The sequence below is a fragment of the Thiomonas sp. SCN 64-16 genome (assembly GCF_001725585.1).
Lineage (GTDB): Bacteria > Pseudomonadota > Gammaproteobacteria > Burkholderiales > Burkholderiaceae_C > Thiomonas > Thiomonas arsenitoxydans.
This window is the reverse complement of sequence record NZ_MEGQ01000027.1, coordinates 1-19219: the sequence shown is the minus strand read 5'-3', so window position 1 is coordinate 19219 and position 19219 is coordinate 1. Positions and strand designations below refer to the sequence as shown.

20 protein-coding genes are annotated in these 19219 nt (G+C 62.0%); 11 read left to right on the top strand and 9 right to left on the bottom strand.

Translation table 11 applies throughout. The features are described from left to right. Positions 1-147: 147 nt before the first annotated feature. The 7 genes from ABT24_RS09190 to ABT24_RS09160 form a co-directional block, all read right to left on the bottom strand. The gene (locus ABT24_RS09190) at positions 148-1014 is read right to left on the bottom strand and encodes an ABC transporter substrate-binding protein (RefSeq protein WP_276728180.1); all 867 of its coding nucleotides are present in this window, start codon (positions 1012-1014) and stop codon (positions 148-150) included. A gap of 243 nt (positions 1015-1257) precedes the next feature. Beyond that, positions 1258-2373 (bottom strand): sensor histidine kinase, encoded by a 1116-nt coding sequence (locus tag ABT24_RS09185; protein ID WP_276728183.1) that lies wholly within the window; start codon positions 2371-2373, stop codon positions 1258-1260. Positions 2374-2375: 2 nt separating this feature from the next. Next, positions 2376-3122, bottom strand: a complete 747-nt coding sequence (locus ABT24_RS09180; protein WP_013105116.1) for a response regulator — start codon at positions 3120-3122, stop codon at positions 2376-2378. Between the two features lie 83 nt (positions 3123-3205). Beyond that, positions 3206-3778, bottom strand: coding sequence for a Spy/CpxP family protein refolding chaperone (locus ABT24_RS09175; protein ID WP_276728186.1), 573 nt, complete (start codon positions 3776-3778; stop codon positions 3206-3208). A 108-nt stretch (positions 3779-3886) separates the two neighbouring features. Next, positions 3887-4156, bottom strand: coding sequence for an HPr family phosphocarrier protein (locus ABT24_RS09170; protein WP_013105118.1), 270 nt, complete (start codon positions 4154-4156; stop codon positions 3887-3889). Next, on the bottom strand, positions 4125-4586 hold the full coding sequence (locus tag ABT24_RS09165; protein ID WP_276707041.1) for a PTS sugar transporter subunit IIA: 462 nt from the start codon (positions 4584-4586) through the stop codon (positions 4125-4127). The genes ABT24_RS09170 and ABT24_RS09165 overlap by 32 nt, the downstream gene beginning before the upstream one ends. A gap of 50 nt (positions 4587-4636) precedes the next feature. After that, on the bottom strand, positions 4637-5209 hold the full coding sequence (locus tag ABT24_RS09160) for a hypothetical protein (protein WP_013105120.1): 573 nt from the start codon (positions 5207-5209) through the stop codon (positions 4637-4639). Between the two features lie 39 nt (positions 5210-5248). Between ABT24_RS09160 and ABT24_RS09155 the strand changes: the two genes are divergently transcribed. The 7 genes from ABT24_RS09155 to ABT24_RS09125 all read left to right on the top strand — a co-directional run bounded on the left by ABT24_RS09155 (position 5249) and on the right by ABT24_RS09125 (position 13837). Continuing rightward, a complete protein-coding gene (locus ABT24_RS09155) occupies positions 5249-5869 on the top strand; it encodes a thioredoxin family protein (RefSeq protein WP_276728189.1) in 621 nt (206 codons plus the stop codon). Positions 5870-6175: 306 nt separating this feature from the next. Then, positions 6176-7648 (top strand): TolC family protein, encoded by a 1473-nt coding sequence (locus tag ABT24_RS09150; RefSeq protein ID WP_276728192.1) that lies wholly within the window; start codon positions 6176-6178, stop codon positions 7646-7648. Positions 7649-7744: 96 nt separating this feature from the next. Then, on the top strand, positions 7745-8836 hold the full coding sequence (locus tag ABT24_RS09145) for an efflux RND transporter periplasmic adaptor subunit (protein WP_013105124.1): 1092 nt from the start codon (positions 7745-7747) through the stop codon (positions 8834-8836). Next, entirely contained in the window at positions 8829-12155 is a 3327-nt protein-coding gene (locus ABT24_RS09140) for an efflux RND transporter permease subunit (RefSeq protein ID WP_276728195.1), read from the top strand. Before ABT24_RS09145 ends, ABT24_RS09140 begins: the two co-directional genes overlap by 8 nt. Positions 12156-12193: 38 nt before the next feature. Continuing rightward, complete coding sequence (locus tag ABT24_RS09135; RefSeq protein ID WP_013105126.1) at positions 12194-12418, top strand: YgaP family membrane protein; 225 nt, start codon at positions 12194-12196, stop codon at positions 12416-12418. 12 nt (positions 12419-12430) lie between these two features. Continuing rightward, a complete protein-coding gene (locus tag ABT24_RS09130) occupies positions 12431-13438 on the top strand; it encodes an SLAC1 anion channel family protein (protein WP_013105127.1) in 1008 nt (335 codons plus the stop codon). A 105-nt stretch (positions 13439-13543) separates the two neighbouring features. After that, positions 13544-13837, top strand: a complete 294-nt coding sequence (locus tag ABT24_RS09125; protein ID WP_141130520.1) for a metal-sensing transcriptional repressor — start codon at positions 13544-13546, stop codon at positions 13835-13837. Between the two features lie 6 nt (positions 13838-13843). Here the strand turns inward: ABT24_RS09125 and mnmA are convergent, their stop codons facing one another. Both mnmA and ABT24_RS09115 read right to left on the bottom strand, forming a co-directional pair. Next, on the bottom strand, positions 13844-14950 hold the full coding sequence (gene mnmA, locus ABT24_RS09120) for a tRNA 2-thiouridine(34) synthase MnmA (protein ID WP_276728198.1): 1107 nt from the start codon (positions 14948-14950) through the stop codon (positions 13844-13846). A 27-nt stretch (positions 14951-14977) separates the two neighbouring features. Next, a complete protein-coding gene (locus tag ABT24_RS09115; RefSeq protein WP_276728201.1) occupies positions 14978-15466 on the bottom strand; it encodes an NUDIX hydrolase in 489 nt (162 codons plus the stop codon). Between the two features lie 238 nt (positions 15467-15704). Here ABT24_RS09115 and ABT24_RS09110 point away from each other — a divergent pair, with 238 nt between their 5' ends. From ABT24_RS09110 to ABT24_RS09095, 4 genes are all read left to right on the top strand, one after another. After that, on the top strand, positions 15705-16826 hold the full coding sequence (locus tag ABT24_RS09110; protein ID WP_276728204.1) for a Re/Si-specific NAD(P)(+) transhydrogenase subunit alpha: 1122 nt from the start codon (positions 15705-15707) through the stop codon (positions 16824-16826). Positions 16827-16871: 45 nt separating this feature from the next. After that, entirely contained in the window at positions 16872-17174 is a 303-nt protein-coding gene (locus ABT24_RS09105) for an NAD(P) transhydrogenase subunit alpha part 2 (protein ID WP_013122565.1), read from the top strand. A gap of 103 nt (positions 17175-17277) precedes the next feature. Next, positions 17278-18714, top strand: coding sequence for an NAD(P)(+) transhydrogenase (Re/Si-specific) subunit beta (locus ABT24_RS09100; RefSeq protein WP_276728207.1), 1437 nt, complete (start codon positions 17278-17280; stop codon positions 18712-18714). A 114-nt stretch (positions 18715-18828) separates the two neighbouring features. Then, positions 18829-19128, top strand: a complete 300-nt coding sequence (locus ABT24_RS09095; protein WP_013122566.1) for an H-NS histone family protein — start codon at positions 18829-18831, stop codon at positions 19126-19128. The last annotated feature ends 91 nt before the right edge of the window (positions 19129-19219 follow it).

Below are 19219 nucleotides of genomic sequence, written 5' to 3'. Positions count from 1 at the left end.
CTAAACTGATGGGGATAAGAGAGGAAGACCCAGGACGAGCAAGCGCCGATACGGTTGCAGCCCTGCCCCAGGTTGGCTTCTTTTGCCGCCCGGGCGCAGGGCATCAAGTCTTATCAGGCCGACTACATAGCTTGGCTGCGAGGGTGCTTACTGCACGGCCGGGTTGATGGCGGGGTCTTTGATGCCGCCCTGGGTGATGCCCCATTTGTGCAGGATTTTGGCGTATTCGCCGCTGGCGATCACTTCCTTGAGGGCTTGCAATACCGGCTCGGCCAGGCCGCTGTTCTTCGGAATCGCAATGCCATAGGGCGCGGAGTTGTAGGACTCGCCGGTCAGCTTGAACTGACCGCGAGACTCTTCAACGATCCAGGCCGCCACCGGCGAGTCGGCCATGCCCACTTGTGCGCGGCCGCTGACGATGGCGAGGTTGGCGCCGTTCTGGTCGGGGAACACCGAAACCGTCACGGCCTTCTTGCCAGCGGCCACGCATTCCTGGCTCTGCTTGGCGGCGTCTGCGGCCTGGGTCGTGCCTTTTTCCACGGCCACGGACATGCCGCACAGATCGGCCAGCCCATTGACCTTGGGGCCGCCCTTGGCCTTGACGTAGAACGAGGTGCCCGCCGTCATATAGCTGACGAAGTCGACGACTTCTTCACGCTTTTTGGTGATGGTGAACGACGACATGCTCATGTCGTACTTGCCCGACTGCAGTGCCGGAATGATGCTGTCGAAACTGGCGTTGATGAAATCGGCCTTCACGCCGAGCTTTTTGGCGATGGCCTTGCCCAGATCGACGTCGGCGCCGATGACGGTCTTGCCGTCCTTGGCGATGAATTCCATCGGCGCATAGGTGGCGTCGGCAGCGATGGTCAGGTGACCTTGTTCCTTGTATTTCTGCGGCAGGGCGATGGGGGTTGCAGATGCGCTGGCGCAGAAAACCGCGCACAGCGCCACGGAACCCGCCAGCGCGCCCAGACGGCGCGGCGATGCGAGCTTGCGAAGAGTGAACGTCATGATTTTTTCCTTAAGAGGTGTGAACTGCGATGTTTTGATGTTCGCCAGCGATGGCAGGCGGCCCAGGATGCTCTCGAAGCAGAACGAATAGCCCCTGTTTTGCTGCGACATTTCGCGTCCGGTCACGCATGGTATTAAAAAAACCGGAGCTTTCGGTCGCTCCAATGGGAGGTTCTGAAGGCAGGCACGGGCCAAGCAAGTATTGCGCCAGTCTTGCGCGCGGCGGCAACGGCGGCGCCGCGCTCAGGGCTTGCGTCCGAGCCAGACTTCGAAGCAGGTGCCGCCGCCAGCGCGGGGCAGGCAGCGGGCTTCGCCGCCATGCTGGCGGGCGATGCGGCGCACCAGGGCCAGGCCCAGCCCGGTGCCTTCGCCGCGCCCGGACAAGCGCTCGAAAGGCTCGAAAATGCGCTGCGCATCGGCCGGGGGAATACCTGGCCCCTGGTCGCAGACGCGGATGATGCCGCCGCCCTGTACCGCGGTCAGGCTGACTTGCGGCGCGGCGCCCGGCGCGTGGCGCTGGGCGTTGTCGAGCAGGTTGCGCACGGCGCGGCGCAGCAGGCGTTCGTCGCCTTGCAGGGTGATCCAGTCGCCGTGCACTTCAACGTCGAAACGTGCGGCTTCTTCGGCCAGAAGGGCGAGCAGGTCCAGTTCTTCGAGCTGCAGGGTTTGTCCGGTCGCGGCATCGAGTCGGCTGGAGAGCAGGATGTCGTCGATCAGCGCATCGAGCTCGGCGAGATCATGTTTGGCAGCCCGCGCGGCGACATCGCGCGCTGCGGCGGGCACGGGGGTGGACAGCGTTTCCAGGCTGAGACGCAGCCGCGTGAGCGGGGTGCGCAGTTCGTGCGAGGTGTAGGCCAGCAGCGATTTGTGGCTCTGCATCAGCGATTCAATTCGCCCGGCGGCGGTGTTGAAGCTCTGCGCGAGTTGCGCCACTTCGTCGCGGCCTTGCACGGGCACGCGCGCGCTCAGGTCGCCGCCGCCCCAGGCGCGCACGCCCTGCTGCAGATTTTCCAGCCGCCGGGTCAGCCGCCGCATGATGGGGTAAGTGACCAGGCTGAGCAGAATGGCGGTGACCACGGTGCCGAAGAAGGGCGACATCAGCAGATGTCGCCAGGGCGAGGGCGGGCCGATGCCGTGTTGCAGCATGAAGGCGCGGAAGACTTCGCGCCGGAACTGAGCCCGCTGCGGATCCATCTCGAACACCCAGTGAAACACCAGGGCGGAAACGAGCGCCTGCACCAGCAGCGCCAGAATCAGTGCGATCCACAGCCGCTTCCAGAGTTTGGCCTGCTTGGCTACGCCGGGCTCCGTCGCTGCGGGCGGGGTCGGCACGGCGCCGGGCGGCATGGGCGAAGCCATGTTCAGATGCCGTCCTGCGATTTGGTGAATACATAACCCGCGCCGCGCAGGGTGAGAATGCGGCGGGGGTGGCGCGGATCATCTTCGATCGCGGCGCGGATGCGGCTGATATGCACGTCGATGGAGCGGTCGAAGGCTTCGAGCGATTCCCCCTTGACGGCGCCCAGCAGGAACTCGCGCGTCAGCACCCGACCCGGATGGCGCGCGAGCACCTGAAGCAGATCGAACTGGTAGGCCGTCATCGGCCGGTCTTCCCCGTCGATGCGTGCCTGACGGGCGGCAGGGTCGATATCGAGGCGCCCGAAGCGCAGGATTTGTTCGGCCTGCGGATCGCGCGGCGACAGACTGCCCGCGCGGCGGCGGGTAATGGCGCGCAGCCGCGCCAGCAACTCGCGCGGCTCGAACGGTTTGGTGAGATAGTCGTCGGCGCCGATCTCCAGCCCGACCACGCGGTCGAACGGGTCGCCGCGCGCCGTCAGCATGAGCACGGGCAGATCGCTGTGCGTGCGCAGGCGGCGGCAGATGTCGAGGCCGTCGCCGTCGGGCAGCATGAGGTCGAGTACGAGCGCGTCGAAACCCAGTGCGTCACCGCGCCGCGGGTTGAGTTCGCCCTCGGCCTGCGCGGCATTGGCCGCATGCGTCACCTGCCAGCCGGCGCTCTGCAGGAAGTCGCTGACCTGTTGGGCCAGCCGGAGGTCGTCTTCAACCAGCAGCAGCTGGCTGGGGGAGGTGCGGGTTTGCGGGGTCATGGGAAATCCCGTTGAGCAAAACAAAGTTTCAGTAAAAACAGACAGGCCGCGACAAGCGGCCTGCGCCCCTCTGTGAAGAAACCTTATTGCATCATGCCAGGGCCCATGCCGTGGCCGTGACGATGTTCCATGCGCTCCATGCGGTGCTCCATCATGGCGTAGAGCTTGGCGCGTTGCTCGGGCGTGAGGATTTGCGCCATTTCGTACTGCGTCTGCGTGCGGTTGCGCGAGAGCTGGTTGGCCAGGGCCATCTGCTTGTCGCGCAAGGCCTCGAGTGCACCGCGATCGATCTGCGGCGCGGCCAGCAGCTTCATGCGCTGCTGCATCAGACCGCGCATTTGCTCCATTTCCGGGCGAGCTTTTTCCCAGGATTGTTTTTGCAGCGCGCGCATTTTTTCACGTTGCTCCGGGCTGACGCCAGCTTTGGAAAGCATGCGCTCCATGCCGCGTTCGCCGTGTTTGCCGGGGCCACAATGGCCCATCTTGCCCCCCATGGCGCCGTGCTGCATGGGGGCATCGGGCGGCGGGGTTTGCGCGCTGGCCAGCGCGGCGTGGCTGGCCACGGCGACGACGACTGCGGCGCTGACCATGCCCAGAGTGCGGCGCAGCCGCGACACCTTGGCGGACGTGGAAGGAGAAGAGGTTTGAGGATTCATGGCAGTCCTTGAAAAGGAAGTGACGATGAATCCATTTTGCGAGGCGGCGATTGCCCGCAAGTCTCGCGGGGGTGAAGATATGTAAAGCTGCGAGGCCTTGCGCCGCGCTTACTCGCCTTCGCCGAACTTGTCGTCGAACAGCGCCTGCACTGCGTCGAGGGCGATATCGGCCTGATCGCCTTCGGCTTCGACGGTGACGGTGGAGCCGATGCCCGCCGCCAGCATCATCACCCCCATGATGCTTTTCGCGTTGACGCGACGCGCGCCCTTGGAAATGAAAATGTCGCAGGGAAACTGTCCCGCGAGCTTGGTGAGCTTGGCCGACGCGCGGGCGTGCAAACCCAGCTTATTGCTGACTTGAATGATGCGTTGCGGCATGAGACGGACTGCGGAGGGACTGTTGTTGTGGGGCGTCTGCGGAAACCTGAACCACGCCCTGAATGGCGCCAGCCGTCGCACGGGCGGCCAGACCGTCGAGCGACTCAGCCTGATAGCACACCGACCGCAGCAGCATGGGCAGGTTCACCCCGGCCACGATCTTGAGCTTGAGGTCGCCCGCCAGCTCGGACAGTCGCAGCGCGATATTGCTCGGCGTGGCGCCGAAAACGTCGACCAGCACCAGGGCGCTGCCATCTGCCGCGGCCTGGCGCAGCGCGGGCAGGGCGGCCTGCGCCGCGTCTTCGACCACGGCGTCGGGCGCCACGTCGAAAGCCAGCAACTTTTGCGGACATCCGGCGTACACATGGCTGGCGCATTCTTTCAAGGCGCTGGCGAGCGGGGCGTGGGCAATGATGAATAGACCGGGCATACGAACCTTACCGGCGAGTGAACCTACTTTGCATGATAGGTCGCTGGTTTTCAGGGGGAGGGGGATAAATTCACAGATCCGGCGAAAGTTTGCGCCGCTTCATCCTTGAAGTCGTCTGTGGGGGCAAACGCGGTGACCTGATAGACGTTATTGCCCTGAGAAAAAAGCAAAACCCGCTCTCGCACCGGCTTGCCGTCGGGCGTCTGACCGTCGATGCGAAGATCCAGGCCGTCTGGCAGACCCGGTGTGGCATTTTTGGGAATGTCGGGCGACGAGAAGGTGACCTTGCCATGCACATTGTCCACCGCGGCCTGATGCAACTGAGCCAGCGCCCGGGCGGCCAGCGCGGGGTTGGGCAGCTGGGCGTGGGCGAGCGCAAAGGTCATTTTGTCGGCCACGCAGCCGGTCATGCTCATTTTTATTTTCTGGTCGGCCAGCTCCACGTCCTGCGCGATCTGCTCCGGCTTGCAGGGATAGGTCAGCAGAATGTTGATGTCTTTCGGTCGCACATCGCGCCAGTCGAGTGCGGGAGAGCAGGCGCTGAGAAGCGCCGCAGCGGTAAGCAGCAGGGTGGAAAAACGGATCACCGACGCTGCCGCTGGGTATCGGGCTGTGGATAACATACCCCCATTATCCCGTGACTTCGGAGTCGAGGTGTCTGTATGTCGAAGGTGAAGGTGTTTTCCCTCAAGGAAACGCAGGGCGGCCTCAAGTTTCCTTGCCCCCCACGGGGGGCGGGCTGGGTGCAGTCCAGCCCTTGGGGCGCTCAGTGCGATCATCGCGAGGGCTTCGTCGCATTAAGCCAACAGTGGCGACAGTTTCTGCGCTTTGTTTCACTGCTTTTGCTGAGCCTGACGGCGGGTGTGGCTTGGGCGGAAACGCCCTTGCCGCCGGTGCAGAACCTGCAGCAAAGCGCACTTCAGGCCGCGGCAAAGGATCAGCCTCTCATCGTCATGTTCAGTCTGCCCAATTGCCCGTTCTGCGAAAAGCTGCGGCGCACTCAGTATCAGTTCATGGCCAAAGAAGGCTATGTGGTGCAGCAGATCGAGATCACCAGCCGCACCCCGGTCACCGGATTCGATGGCAAGCCGACGACGGGCGTCCAACTGGCTCGGCAGTTCGGCATCCGGCTTGCGCCGACAGTGTTGTTTTTCGGGCCCGGCGGTAAAGAGATCGGCGAGCGCATCACCGGGGCGCCGACGGCGGATTTTTACGGCGCCTTCATCGACCGCGCGCTGAAAGAAAGTGCGCAGGCGCTCAAGGCCAAGCCGGGCGCGGCCTGAGCGCGGATAGGTCGGAAAGGTCGGAAAGGTCGGAAAGGTCGGAAAGGTCGGATAGGTCGGAAAGGTCGGAAAGAGGTTTGTCGCGCCTTGGCGACAAATCGTCCCTCTGCAAAAAGGGAAATCATATACCCCCATGAGTATTGATATACTCCGGCCTGTATATATCGCGTGACCTCGCCCAGCAGGGCGGCTATTCTCGGCAGCAGTCTGCCCCGCGTGGGGGCTATACACCTGAGGGTGTAGGTGCTTCAGGGGCGGTTACACGCATTCCTTGGTTAGATTTCCTCTTTCTGGCGGAGCTGGATGATGACGGATTCCATACCTCGACGCGTGCGCGTCGGGTTGTTGGCAGGTGCTTGTCTTTACGTTCTGGGGAGTTTGGCGTCGGCGCAGGCTGAAACGCTGGATTTCCGCCAGGCGGTGGATGTGGCGCTGAGGCAAAACCCCGATCTGATGGGGGTACAAGCGCAGATGGCGCAGGCGCGTGCCGGCATCAATCAGGCCGAGGGCGCCAAAATGCCCAAGATTACCGTGTCGGCAGGGGTGACCCGCACCAACGACGCGCTCAATGCCTTCGGTATCAAGCTGTCGCAGCGGCAGGCGACGTTCAACGATTTCGGCGCCGGGCAGTTCGACCCGACCAACCCCAATGTGCTGAGTGTGGCGCCCAACTCGCTCAATTACCCCGGTTCGGTCAACAATTTCAATACCCGCATCCAGGCCGAGCTGCCGATTTACACCGGTGGCAAGCTGCAGGGGTATCTGCAACAGGCCCGCTCCATGCTGATGGCGGCGCAGGCCGGTGATCAGGCGGCCAGGCAGCAGATCATCTACCACGCTCTGCAGGCGTATGACGGCGTGTACACCGCGCGTGCCTTCAAGGGCGTGGCGGCGAAGGCGCTGGAAGCGGCGCAAAGCCAGGTGAAAACGGTGGACAGCCTGTTCAAGCAAGGCGTGGTGATCAAGAGCGATTTGCTTTCCGCGCAGGTGCGTCAGGAAGACGTGAAGCTGCAACAGGATCAGGCCGCCGATATGGAAGCGCAGGCGATGGACGCGCTGCATGTGGTGCTCGGTGTGCCGCTGAATCAGCCCATCACCCTGGGGCCGGAAGTCATGGTGACCATGCCCGAGGGCGACCCGAATGCGTGGGTCGGACAGGCGATGGAGCGCAATCCGAAAATTCAAGCGCTGCAACACCAGATCGCCGCGGCGGGCGGCAAGATCGAGGTGGCGCGCGCTGACCGTTACCCGCAAGTCGGCGCCATGGCGCGCTTCGATACCAATGACCCCAACCTCGGCTTCGAATCGCGCAGCTACACCGTGGGGGCACAGCTCAACTGGACGATCTTCGACGGCGGTGTGACGCGCAACGCGGTCGATCAGGCCGTGGCCCAGCGTATGGAACTGCAGGCCAAACTGCAGAGCGAACAGAACCAGCTCGGCATGCAGGTGCAAGACAGTTATCGCAAGGCGGTCGATGCCGCCAATCAGGTCAAGACTCGCGAGCTGGCGGTGAAGCAGTCGGAGGAAGCCGCGCGCATTGTCAGCAAGCGCTATGCCGATGGCGTGGGCACGCTGGTGGAAGTGCAGGGCGCGCAGGCACAGCTCGACAAGGCCCGGGCGGATCTCATCATGGCCAAGCAGCAGGTCAATCTGCAACGCGCCGCATTGCGGCTAGCCATCGGCGATCTGACGCTCGACGCCACGCAGCCGATCAAGCCGGTGGCGCAGCTCGCGACGGCGCAGGCTGTTGCGGCTGTCTCCCCTTCCAACCCTTGAGCGCGACCGTCTGGGTGCTGTTCCCGTTCGCAGCCTGTCGTTCCCCGAAGTGCATCCGAATCTGATCTCGAATCTGATCTTTCTCTCATGACCGCCATGAATCATTCTGTCCTGCCTTTGCTGCGCCGCGCGCCGCTGGCCCTCGTGCTGTCCACGGCCCTGTTGTCGGCCTGCGGCCATCCCTCCGAGACTGCGCAAACCGCCGCCGCACCCCGCGTGGTGGCGGCGCAAACCCTCAAGCTCGCTTCGAGCGATCAGCAAAACCTCACCCTGCTGTCGGGCACGGTGATGTCGAGCAATCAGGTGCAGGTCGCCTCGCGGTTGATGGGCTATATCCGCACCCTCAATGTCAAAGAAGGGCAGACGGTGAAGGCCGGGCAGTTGCTGTTCCAGGTCGATCCCACCGACATTCAGGGCCAGGTGGCGCAGGCCCGCGCTGGGCTGGCGCAGGCGCAGGCCAATCTGGCCAACGCCAAGGGTGATTTCGAGCGCTTCGGCAACCTCTACAAGGAACAAGCCATTCCCAAGCAGCAATGGGATCAGGTGCAGCTGCGCTATCAGGTGGCGCAGGAGCAGGTGGCTGCGGCGCAGGCCGGTTACAACACCGCTGCCGCGCAGATGCGCTATTCCTCCGTGACCTCGCCGATTACCGGTGTGGTGGTGCAGAAGATGGCCAACCAGGGTGACCTGGCCGCGCCGGGCCGCCCGGTGCTGGTCATTGAAGGGCAGGGCAAGCTGCAGGTGACGACGCAGGTGCCGGGTGAGGTGTTCGCCAAGATCAAGGTGGGCGACAAGGTGCAGGTGCTGGCAAACGGCAAATCGCTGCAGGGCACCATCGCCCAGACCGTGCCGGTGGCCGACCCGATGAGCCATACCCACACGGTGAAGATCGACCTGCCGGCCAACGCCGGGCTGGACAGCGGCAGCTTCGTGCGCGTGGGCTTTGCCGTCGGCAGCTCGCCGCAGTTGCGCGTGCCGCAAAGTGCCGTGGTCGATCGCGCCGGAATGACCGGGGTGTTCGTCGTCGACAAGGACGGCATTGCTCACTTCCGTCTGGTGCGTCTGGGCGCGGAGATGGGCGCCGATGTCGAAATTCAGGCCGGGCTGAACGCGGACGACACCATTGTCACCAGCAATCTGCCTGCAGTGGAAAACGGCGTGAAGATCGGCGGAGGCAACCGTGGCTGAACATGCGGCTCCCATGAACAGCGCGGGCAAGCTGGCCCGCGCGTTTATCGAATCAAAAATCACCGCCCTGATCATGGTCGGCCTCACCCTCGCCGGGGTGTTGGCGCTGCTGGTCACGCCGCGCGAATACAACCCGCAGATCGTGGTGCCGGCGGCGAACATCATCGTCGCCAAGCCGGGGGCTGGGCCGCAGGAGATTCAGAATCTGGTGGTCAAGCCGCTTGAAGCCATCATGGCCTCGATGTCCGGCGTCGATCACACCTATGGCTATGCGACCAACGATTTCGGCGTGGTCACAGTGCAGTTCAAAGTGGGCGAAGACCAGGAAAAAAGCCTGGTCAAGATGTACAACCAGTTGATGCAGAACCTCGACCGCATTCCCCCCGGGGCAATGCAGCCGGTGATCAAGCCGATCAATGTGGACGACGTGCCCATCCTCACCCTCACGCTGTCGTCCGCGACGATGAATGGCATGCAGCTGCGCGATGTCGGTGAAAAAGTGCTGGCCCATCTGCGCAACGTGCCCGGGGTGTCGTTCACCGAAGTGGTGGGGGGTGCACCGCGTGCTGTGAACGTGGCGATTTCGCCGAGCAAGCTGGCGGCCGCAGGCATTCCGCTCGAACAGCTCGACAAGATTCTGCAAGGCAGCAACGCGGCGGCGCCCATCGGTAATCTGGTCGATGGCAACAAGGTCACCCCGGTACGCATCGACAGCTTCCTCGGCAACGCACAGCAGGTGGGCGACATCCTTATCGGCGCGCCAAACGGCAAGCCGGTCTATTTGAAGGATGTGGCCAAGGTCACCGAAGGGCCGGAACAGGTGGACGATCTGTCGCACTTCGCCTGGGGCCTGGCCGCCAAGGGCAAGCCGCATGGTCAGGAGATGAGCGCGGTCACCCTGGCCATCGCCAAAAAATCGGGCACCAATGCGGTGGTCGTGGTGCACGATGTGCTCGCCAAGCTCAGCGAGATCGAGAGCTATGCGCTGCCGCAGGGGGTGCATGTCACCGTGACTCGCGACGACGGCCATAAGGCCAACGAGGCGGTGAACACGCTGGTGGAGCATCTGGGCATCGCCATTGTCAGCGTGTCGCTACTGCTGTGGTTTTTCCTCGGCTGGCGCGAGGCCGGCATCGTGACGCTCACCGTGCCGCTGACGCTGTTCGCCGTGCTCACGGTCGATCTGATCGTCGGCCAGAGCATCAACCGCATCACCCTGTTCGCGCTCATTCTCTCGCTGGGTCTGCTGGTCGATGGCGCCATTGTGGTGATCGAGAACATCCACCGCCACCTGCATGGCGGGCCGGTCAAGAACTTCAATCGAACGGTGATTCAGGCGACCAACGAGATCGGCAATCCCACCAATATGGCCACGCTGGCGGTGATTTTGGCCTTCGTGCCGATGGCCTTTGTCAGCGGCATGATGGGGCCCTTCATGCGGCCCATTCCGATCAACGTACCGGTGGCCATGATCGCTTCGCTCATCCTGGCCTATACCGTGGTGCCCTGGGCGGCGCGCGTCTGGCTGAGCAAAAAAGCGATGCGCGAGGCGCTGGCGCACAGCAGCAGCCTGGAAGAAGAAGGCGCGCACAAGCAGGACAAGTTGCACACGGCCTATCTGAAACTGATCGAGCCGCTGTTGCGCAACCGTGTTCAACGCAACCTGATGTTCCTCTCCGTGCTGCTGCTGCTCATCGTGGCCATGCTGATGCCGGCCTGGCAGTTCATCCGCCCCTCGGGCATGAACGGCCCCTTGTCGGCTCTGGGCGTCGAACTCAAGATGCTGCCCAACGACAACACCAACACCTTCCTGGTGCAGATCGACACCCCGGCGGGCTCGACGCTCGAGCGCACCGATCAGGTGGCGCGTGCGGTGGGCGATGTGCTGGCGACCAATCCTTATGTGGTCGATTACCAGACCTTTGTTGGGCAGGCGGCGCCGATCGACTTCGCCTCGCTGGTGCGCGGCGACATGCTCAAGCGCGGCGACAACTTTGCGCAGATTCGCGTCAATCTGGTGGGCAAGGACGAGCGCTCGGTGGAGTCGCATGCCATCGTGCAGAAGCTCTACGAGCAGCTCGCCCCGGTGCGTGCGCGTTTCCCATCGACTTTCATCAAACTGTTCGAAACCCCGCCGGGCCCGCCGGTGCGTGCGCAGGTCATGGCCGAGCTGTATGGCCCGAGCTATGCGACTCTGCGCTCCTCCGCGAAAGACGTGCTGGGCGATTTCGACAAAACCTACGGCCTGATGAACCAGGACGACTCGGTGACGTCCACGACCTCGGAATACCGCATCAAGATCGACCGCCAGAAAGCGGCGATGTCGGGCATCGTGCCCGGGCAGATCATCCAGCTGCTGCACAACTATGTGTCGGGGCTGAAGGTCGGTGCGGTGCATGACAGTAACGCGCTGGAGCCGGTCAACATCATCGTGCGCGTGCCGCGCGCCGATCGCCAGAGCCCGCAGCAACTGCTCGACGTGCCGATCCAGAATGCGCAAGGCAAGGTCATTCCGCTCTCGAGCATCGCCACGGTGGAGAAGACCACGTTGGCCAAACCGATCTACAGCCGTGACCAGCATCCCGTGGTTTATGTGGGCGGCGAAATGATTCATTCCAGCCCGGTCTATGCCACCCTGAGCCTGAACTCCATGCTCGACGGCAAGAAGCTGGCCAACGGCACCACCTTCACCACCGGCAACCTCGGCTTCACCGAAACTCCAGCGAGCGACCTCAAGGGCTATCAACTGCTGTGGGGCGGGGAAATGCGCCTCACGCTCGACGTGTTCCGCGATCTGGGTGCGGCCTTCATGGTGGCGCTGGTGTTCATCTACCTGCTGCTGGTGGCGTATTACAAGTCCTTCCTGCTGCCGGTCATTGTGATGGGGGCCATTCCGCTGACGCTCATCGGCGTGTTCCCCGGCCACTGGATCACGCATCAGTCGTTCACCGCCACCTCGATGATCGGGGTCATCGCGCTCGCGGGCGTCGTGGTGCGCAACTCGCTGCTACTGATCGACTTCATCCTCGATTACCGGGCTCGCGGCTACAGCCTGCAAGAGTCGGTGGCGCAGGCAGGGGCAGTGCGCCTGCGGCCGATTCTGCTCACGGCGCTGGCCATCATGTTCGGCTCGGCCATCATGGTGTCCGATCCGGTGTTTGGCGGCCTGGCCGTGTCGCTGATCTTCGGCACGCTGCTGTCCACCATCCTCACCCTGCTCGTCATCCCTCTGCTCTACTACGTCTGGCAGATCCGGGTGAAGCCCAAAGTTCCGCCCAAGGCTCCGGCCGCACCGGCTGAACCTGTGCTGACGACCTGAATCTGACGATTCAACAACACAACCTTGGAGATTTTCAAATGACTGTCGAACGCTATATCCGTGTCATTGCCGGCACATTCATCCTGATCTCAGTGCTGTTGGGCGCACCCGCGAGCCCGATCTTCGTCTCGCAGTGGTTCCTGCTGTTCACCGGTTTCGTGGGCGCCAATCTGCTGCAGTTCGGTTTCACCAATCTGTGCCCGCTGGGCTTTTTCCTGCGCAAGCTGGGTGTGCCCGATTCCAAAGCCAACTGCTGCGGCTGATCGGGCAGGGTGATGGCACGTTCGGCTCATCCCCGCCTCAAGTTCCTCGCGCCCGGCTGGTTTGCCGTGGTGCTGGGCTGGGGCGGCCTCGCTTTGGCTTGGCATCAGGCCACGGCCCTGCTCGGCGAACCTGCGGCCATGATCTCGCAAGTGCTGGGTTGGGCCGCCATCGGCGCGCTGGGCTTGCTCGCGCTGCTTACCGGGCTGAGATTGCAGCGGCATGCATCCGACTGGCTGGCCGATGTGCGCCACCCCGTGCGACATCCCGTGCTGGCCCTGGTGCCCATGGCGATGCTGGTGATAGCCGGGTTTGTCGTGCAGGTGCTGGGCGCCAACAACGTCTGGATGGCTGGATTCTGGATGTTCGGCGCCTTGGCTCAGTTGGCTGCGACGGTCTGGGTCTTTCATCGCCTGCGGCAGAGCGCAGCGACTGACAAAGGCCCCAACTGGGCGGGCATTACCCCTGCGCTCTTTCTGGCTGCGGCGGGCAATGTGGTCGTGCCCTTTGCCGGCGTCGCTCTCGGTTTTCAGATCTGGTCTGTAGCGCAATGGACCATCGGTGCACTGTTTTTTGTCGTGGTGCAGGTGCTGTTCATGGTGCGCGTTACGGCCTTCGGCATGCTGCCGCGCAAGCTCTTGCCCATGCTGTTCATCACAGTAGCGCCTCCGGCGGCCGGCGGCCTGGGCCTTGCCCAGTTGGGCGCACCCGTCGAGGCACTGGAAGGGGCGTGGGGCATTGCGTTGTTTTTCGTCATTCTGAGCTTTCTATCCTTCAAGCCGATGATGCAGGAGGCCTTCACCATCGGCCACTGGGCGCTGTCCTTTCCCTTGGCTGCGTTTGCCGGACTGTCGATGCACCTCGCCCTCATGACGCAAAACGGCGCGATGCAGACCTTTGCCATTCTGGCGCTGGCGCTGGCCTCGGTGATCATCGGCTGGTTGACCCTGGCGACGGCGCGCGGCCTGCGCGATGGCAGCTTGCTCGCACCCGAGCCGGTGGCGTTGATTCATGCGGCTTAAATGGGCTTGGGGAGCGCGGCCGACGGATTCGAGCCGCTCGCCTATGATGGAGAAGATTGGATGAAACGCAGTACCAAGCCCATACAGATTCCCGGAGCCATCACCATGTCAGTTCTGACCAACGAAGCCTCTCGCACGGACATTCTCAACCGCCTCAAGCGTGCCGAAGGGCAGATGCGCGGCGTGCAGCGAATGATCGAAGAGGGCGAACCCTGCCTGAAGGTGGCTCAGCAGCTCTCAGCCGTGCGCAAGGCGCTCGACAGCACTTTTGTGCGCATGACCGTGTGCTTTCTGGAGCAGGAACTCGACGGGCGTCTAGAGCCCACCGAGGGCGGCGAGCAGCCCAGGCTCAGCGCCATGCTCGACGAAGTTGAAACCCTGCTGGCCCGGATGAACTGAAAATTTTCAGTCGTTCCTCGATGCGGCCTCGATGATGCCGCCGCCCAGGCAGACCTCGCCGTCATACAGCACCGCAGACTGTCCTGGTGTCACCGCCCATTGCGGTGCGTCGAACTTCAAGGTGAAGCGCTCAAGGCCCTGGTACTGAAAACGGCAAGCGGCGTCCACCTGACGATAGCGGGTCTTCGCACCGTAGCCACAGGCCCCTTCAGCGGGCGCCGTGCCCGACACCCAACTGGCCGACAGCGCCTGCAGCGTGTGGCTTAGCAGCAGCGGATGATCGTGGCCCTGTGCCACGATGAGTTGATTGCGTTCCAGATCTTTTCCGGCCACGAACCAGGGCTCGCCGTTGCCGCTCTTGTTTCCCCCCAGGCCGATGCCTTTGCGCTGTCCGAGGGTGTAGAACGCCAGTCCCAGATGCTCGCCTACCGTCTTGCCTTCCGGGGTTTTCATCGGGCCGGGTTGCGTGGGCAGGTAGCGGCTGAGAAAGTCGCGAAACGGGCGCTCGCCGATGAAGCAGATGCCGGTGGAGTCTTTTTTGCGGGCGTTGTGCAGGCCTATCGTTTCGGCCACTTTGCGCACTTCGGTCTTGTTCAGCTCGCCCACCGGAAACAGCGTGCGCGCAAGTTGCGCCTGATTGAGGCGGTGCAGAAAGTAGCTCTGGTCTTTCGAGGCGTCCAGCCCGCGGAGCAGCTTGAAGCCGTGGTCGGTCTCACGCACCCGCGCGTAATGTCCGGTGGCGATGCGGTCTGCGCCCAGGCGCATGGCATGGTCGAGAAAGGCCTTGAACTTGATCTCGGCGTTGCACAGCACGTCTGGGTTGGGCGTGCGTCCGGCGGCATATTCGCGCAGGAAATCGGCAAACACCCGCTCTTTGTATTCCGCAGCGAAATTCACCGCCTCGATGTCGATGCCGATACGGTCGGCCACGCTCGCGGCGTCGAGCCAGTCTTGACGCGTAGAGCAGTATTCGCTGTCATCGTCGTCTTCCCAGTTTTTCATGAACAGGCCAACGACCGTGTAGCCCTGCTGTTTGAGCAGCCAGGCGGAAACAGAGGAATCGACCCCGCCGGAAAGCCCGATCACAACGGTGCCGCGAGAAGAAGATGTCATGCGCAAATTGTAGAAAGAAGGCTGGGCTCAACCGAACACACTCGGGTCGGTGGCGATCAGTTCCAAGGGGTAGCGCTGCCCCCGCAAGTAATCCTCGACGCAGCGCAACACCAGCGGGCTGCGATGACGGCTGGCACTGGCGCGCAGGGCGTCGAAGTCCATCCACAACGTGCGCTCGATGCCCTCGTCCAGCGCGCGCCCAGGGTCTGCAGCGGAGACTTCGCCGCAGAACGCGAGCCGCAGATAGCTCTCGTCCTGATGACCGCTGGCAGTGTGACGCTGGGAGCGCGAGAGATACACGCCCACCAGGCCGGTGGGGACGAACACCCGGCCGGTTTCTTCCAGTGCTTCACGTACCGCGCCCTGTAGCGGGCTTTCACCCACTTCCAGATGGCCTGCGGGCTGGTTCAGGCGCAAGCCACCCGCCGTCTGCTCTTCGACGAGCAGAAAACGACCGTCCTGTTCGACGATGGCTGCAACGGTGACGCGAGGACGCGCAGAGGGATCAAATCGCATGGCGGCAAGAATGCAAGAAATAGAAATAGGGCTTGATGCAAAATATTAAAAAAAGCAAAAGAGATTTCCTGATGTACGTAATTTGCGCTGCAGCAATCTTAGGGAAAACGCGGGATAATGCTGCGCTTGGATCTATTGCTTAGGCAAGCAGATTTGTTCCGACTGAGTGGGGCTGAAACGATCTCGTGTTCGTGCTGCGTTCAGACCCCGATAAAGCAGACTTCAAAGGAGAGACTCCATGCGTATCGGCATTCCGGCGGAAACTTTGGCCGGCGAAGCCCGTGTTGCAGCAACACCGGAAACAGTCAAAAAATTGATTGCCCAGGGGCACACCGTGGTGATGCAAGCCGATGCTGGCCTGCGCGCTGACGCCCCTGACGCAGATTACATCGCCGTGGGCGCCACCATCGGTGATCGCACCGGGGCCTTTGCGGCCGAAATGGTGCTCAAGGTCAGGCCCCCCACAGCCGAGGAACTCGGGCTGATGAAGCCCGGCACTGTGTTGGTCGGCATGCTCGACCCGTTCAACGCGGAAGGCTTGCAGGCCATGACCGACGCGGGCCTGACAGCGTTTGCGCTCGAAGCGGCGCCGCGTACTTCGCGGGCGCAGAGCATGGACGTATTGTCCAGCCAGGCCAATATCGGCGGTTACAAGGCCGTCATATTGGCGGCCAATCTTTACCAGCGTTTCATGCCCATGCTGATGACGGCTGCGGGCACGGTCAAGGCCGCGCGTGTGGTGATTTTGGGCGCCGGAGTGGCGGGTTTGCAGGCCATTGCCACGGCAAAACGTTTGGGCGCGGTGATCGAGGCTTCGGACGTGCGCCCTGCGGTGAAAGAGCAGATCGAGTCGCTGGGCGCGAAGTTCATCGACGTGCCCTTCGAGACCGATGAAGAGCGCGATATTGCCCAAGGTGTCGGCGGTTATGCCCGTCCGATGCCCGCCAGTTGGATGCAGCGGCAATCCGCCCTTGTTGCCGAGCGGGTCAAGCAGGCTAATGTGGTTATTTCCACAGCGCTGATTCCGGGCCGCCGGGCGCCGGTGCTGATTACCGAGGAAATGGTCAAGTCGATGAAACCGGGCTCCGTGATTATCGACATGGCCGCAGCGCAGGGCGGCAACTGCCCTTTGACCGAAGCTGGCAAAACCGTGGTCAAGCATGGCGTGACCCTGGTGGGAGAAACCAATCTCCCCGCTCTCGTGGCCGCCGATGCATCGGCTCTATACGCGCGCAACGTGCTCGATTTTCTGAAACTGGTGTTCGACAAGGAAAAGGGCTTTGTGGTGAATATGGAAGACGACATCGTCGCCGCCTGCCTGATGTGCCGCGATGGACAGTTGCTGCGCAAGACGGCCTGATTTTCCACTCTGTCAATGATTTTCATCCTGAAAAAGGACTGAACCATGCATGAAATCTCTCCTCTGGTGATCAATTTCACCATTTTTGTTTTGGCAATCTATGTGGGCTACCACGTGGTGTGGAATGTCACCCCGGCTTTGCATACCCCGCTGATGGCGGTGACCAACGCCATATCCGCCATCATCATCGTGGGCGCCATGCTGGCCGCCGCGTTGACCGTGACGCCTCTGGGCAAAATCATGGGAACCCTCGCGGTTGCGCTGGCCGCGGTCAATGTATTCGGCGGCTTTCTCGTGACGCGGCGCATGCTGGCCATGTTCAAAAAGAAAACAGCCGGCAAGAGCTAAATCACACCCCAATAGATACCTGACGTTACCGCTTCGCCAACAGATGTCGCACCGATCTGTTTCGAACCGCGGACGGTGGCGCGCAGCATCAAGGACTCAATTTATGACACTCAGCATGAATCTCGTGACCCTGCTGTATTTGCTCGCAGCGGTCTTTTTCATTCAAGCGCTCAAAGGCTTGTCGCACCCGACGACCAGCCGGCGCGGGAATGTGTTCGGCATGACAGGTATGGTCATCGCCGTCTTCACCACAGTCGCCTTGATTATCAAGGTGGGCGGCGATGCCGGGGCGCTTGGTCTCGGATATGTGCTACTCGGGCTGGTGGTCGGTGGCGGCATTGGCGCTTTTATGGCCAACCGCGTCGAAATGACCAAAATGCCCGAGCTGGTGGCTTTCATGCACAGCATGATCGGTCTGGCCGCAGTGTGTATCGCCGTGGCCGAAGTCGCCGAGCCTCACGCCTTCGGCATCGTTCAAGCTGCCGGTGACCCGCTGCCTCCGGGGAACCGTATCGAGCTGTTCATCGGCACGGTCGTGGGCGCCATTACCTTCAGCGGCTCGGTCATCGCCTTTGGCAAACTCGCTGGGCGCTACAAATTCCGCCTGTTCCAGGGCGCGCCCGTGCGGTTTGCCGGGCAGCATTGGCTCAACCTGATTATTTTTCTGGCGGCTATCGCTTTTGGTCTTTGGTTCTGGGCTACGGCGGCTTGGACGCCCTTTCTCATCATGATGGCGTTGGCCTTCGTGTTGGGCGTACTGATGATTATTCCCATCGGCGGCGCCGATATGCCCGTGGTCGTGTCGATGCTCAACAGCTATTCCGGTTGGGCTGCGGCTGGCATTGGTTTTTCGCTCGAAAACAATATGCTCATCATCGCCGGTTCATTGGTCGGATCTTCCGGTGCGATTCTGAGCTACATCATGTGCAAGGCGATGAACCGGTCTTTCATCAGCGTGATTCTGGGCGGGTTTGGCGCCGAGTCATCGACGACGACTGCGGCGGTGCAGCAACGCCCGGTGAAATCGGGCAGCCCGGATGACGCCGCGTTTCTCTTGTCCAATGCCGAAACAGTCATCATCGTGCCCGGTTACGGTTTGGCCGTGGCCCGAGCGCAGCATGCGGTCAAGGAACTGGCGCAGAAACTCACCGAGCACGGCGTGAATGTGAAATATGCGATTCATCCTGTGGCTGGCCGCATGCCGGGCCATATGAATGTGCTGCTTGCCGAGGCGGAGGTGCCCTACGACCAGGTTTTCGAAATGGACGATATCAACCCAGAGTTCGGGCAAGCTGATGTCGCCGTGATTCTTGGCGCCAATGACGTGGTCAATCCTTCGGCGAAGACCGATCCAAAATCACCGATTGCCGGTATGCCGATTCTTGAGGCTTACAAGGCAAAAACCGTGATCGTGAACAAACGTTCGATGGCTGCAGGGTATGCGGGCCTGGATAACGAACTGTTTTACATGGACAAAACCATGATGGTCTTCGGCGATGCCAAGAAGGTTGTGGAAGATATCACCAAGGCCATCGAATGATGGATTGAAGCATTCCAGTGCTTATGAATGAGCCCGCCTTGTGTGGGCTTTTTTATTTTTTGTTTTATCGTATGATGATTCTGGTTTTAACTTTCAACACAGGAGAAGGTGCTCATGGCAACGTATAAAGAATTGCAGTCACAGATTGAAGCCCTCAAGCAGCAGGCTGAAACGCAACGCAAGGCAGAGATTGCTGCCGTGGTGAGCGATATTCGCGCCAAAATGGATGAATACGGTATTACCTTGGCCGATCTCGGTTCGCGTCGTGGCGGGGCGTCTTCCAAGGGATCGACGGTCGCGCCGAAATATCGCAACGCGCAGACGGGCGAAACTTGGACTGGTCGCGGAAAAATGCCGCGCTGGCTTCAAAGCGCGGTGGACAGCGGCAAAAGCAAGGAATCTTTCCTGATCTGAATACAGCACGGCGCTTTGCCTGCATGTTGCGAGTGAGGTCGCAACATAAAAACCGGGGATGACCCGGTTTTTTTATGGGGGCGGTTTCAAG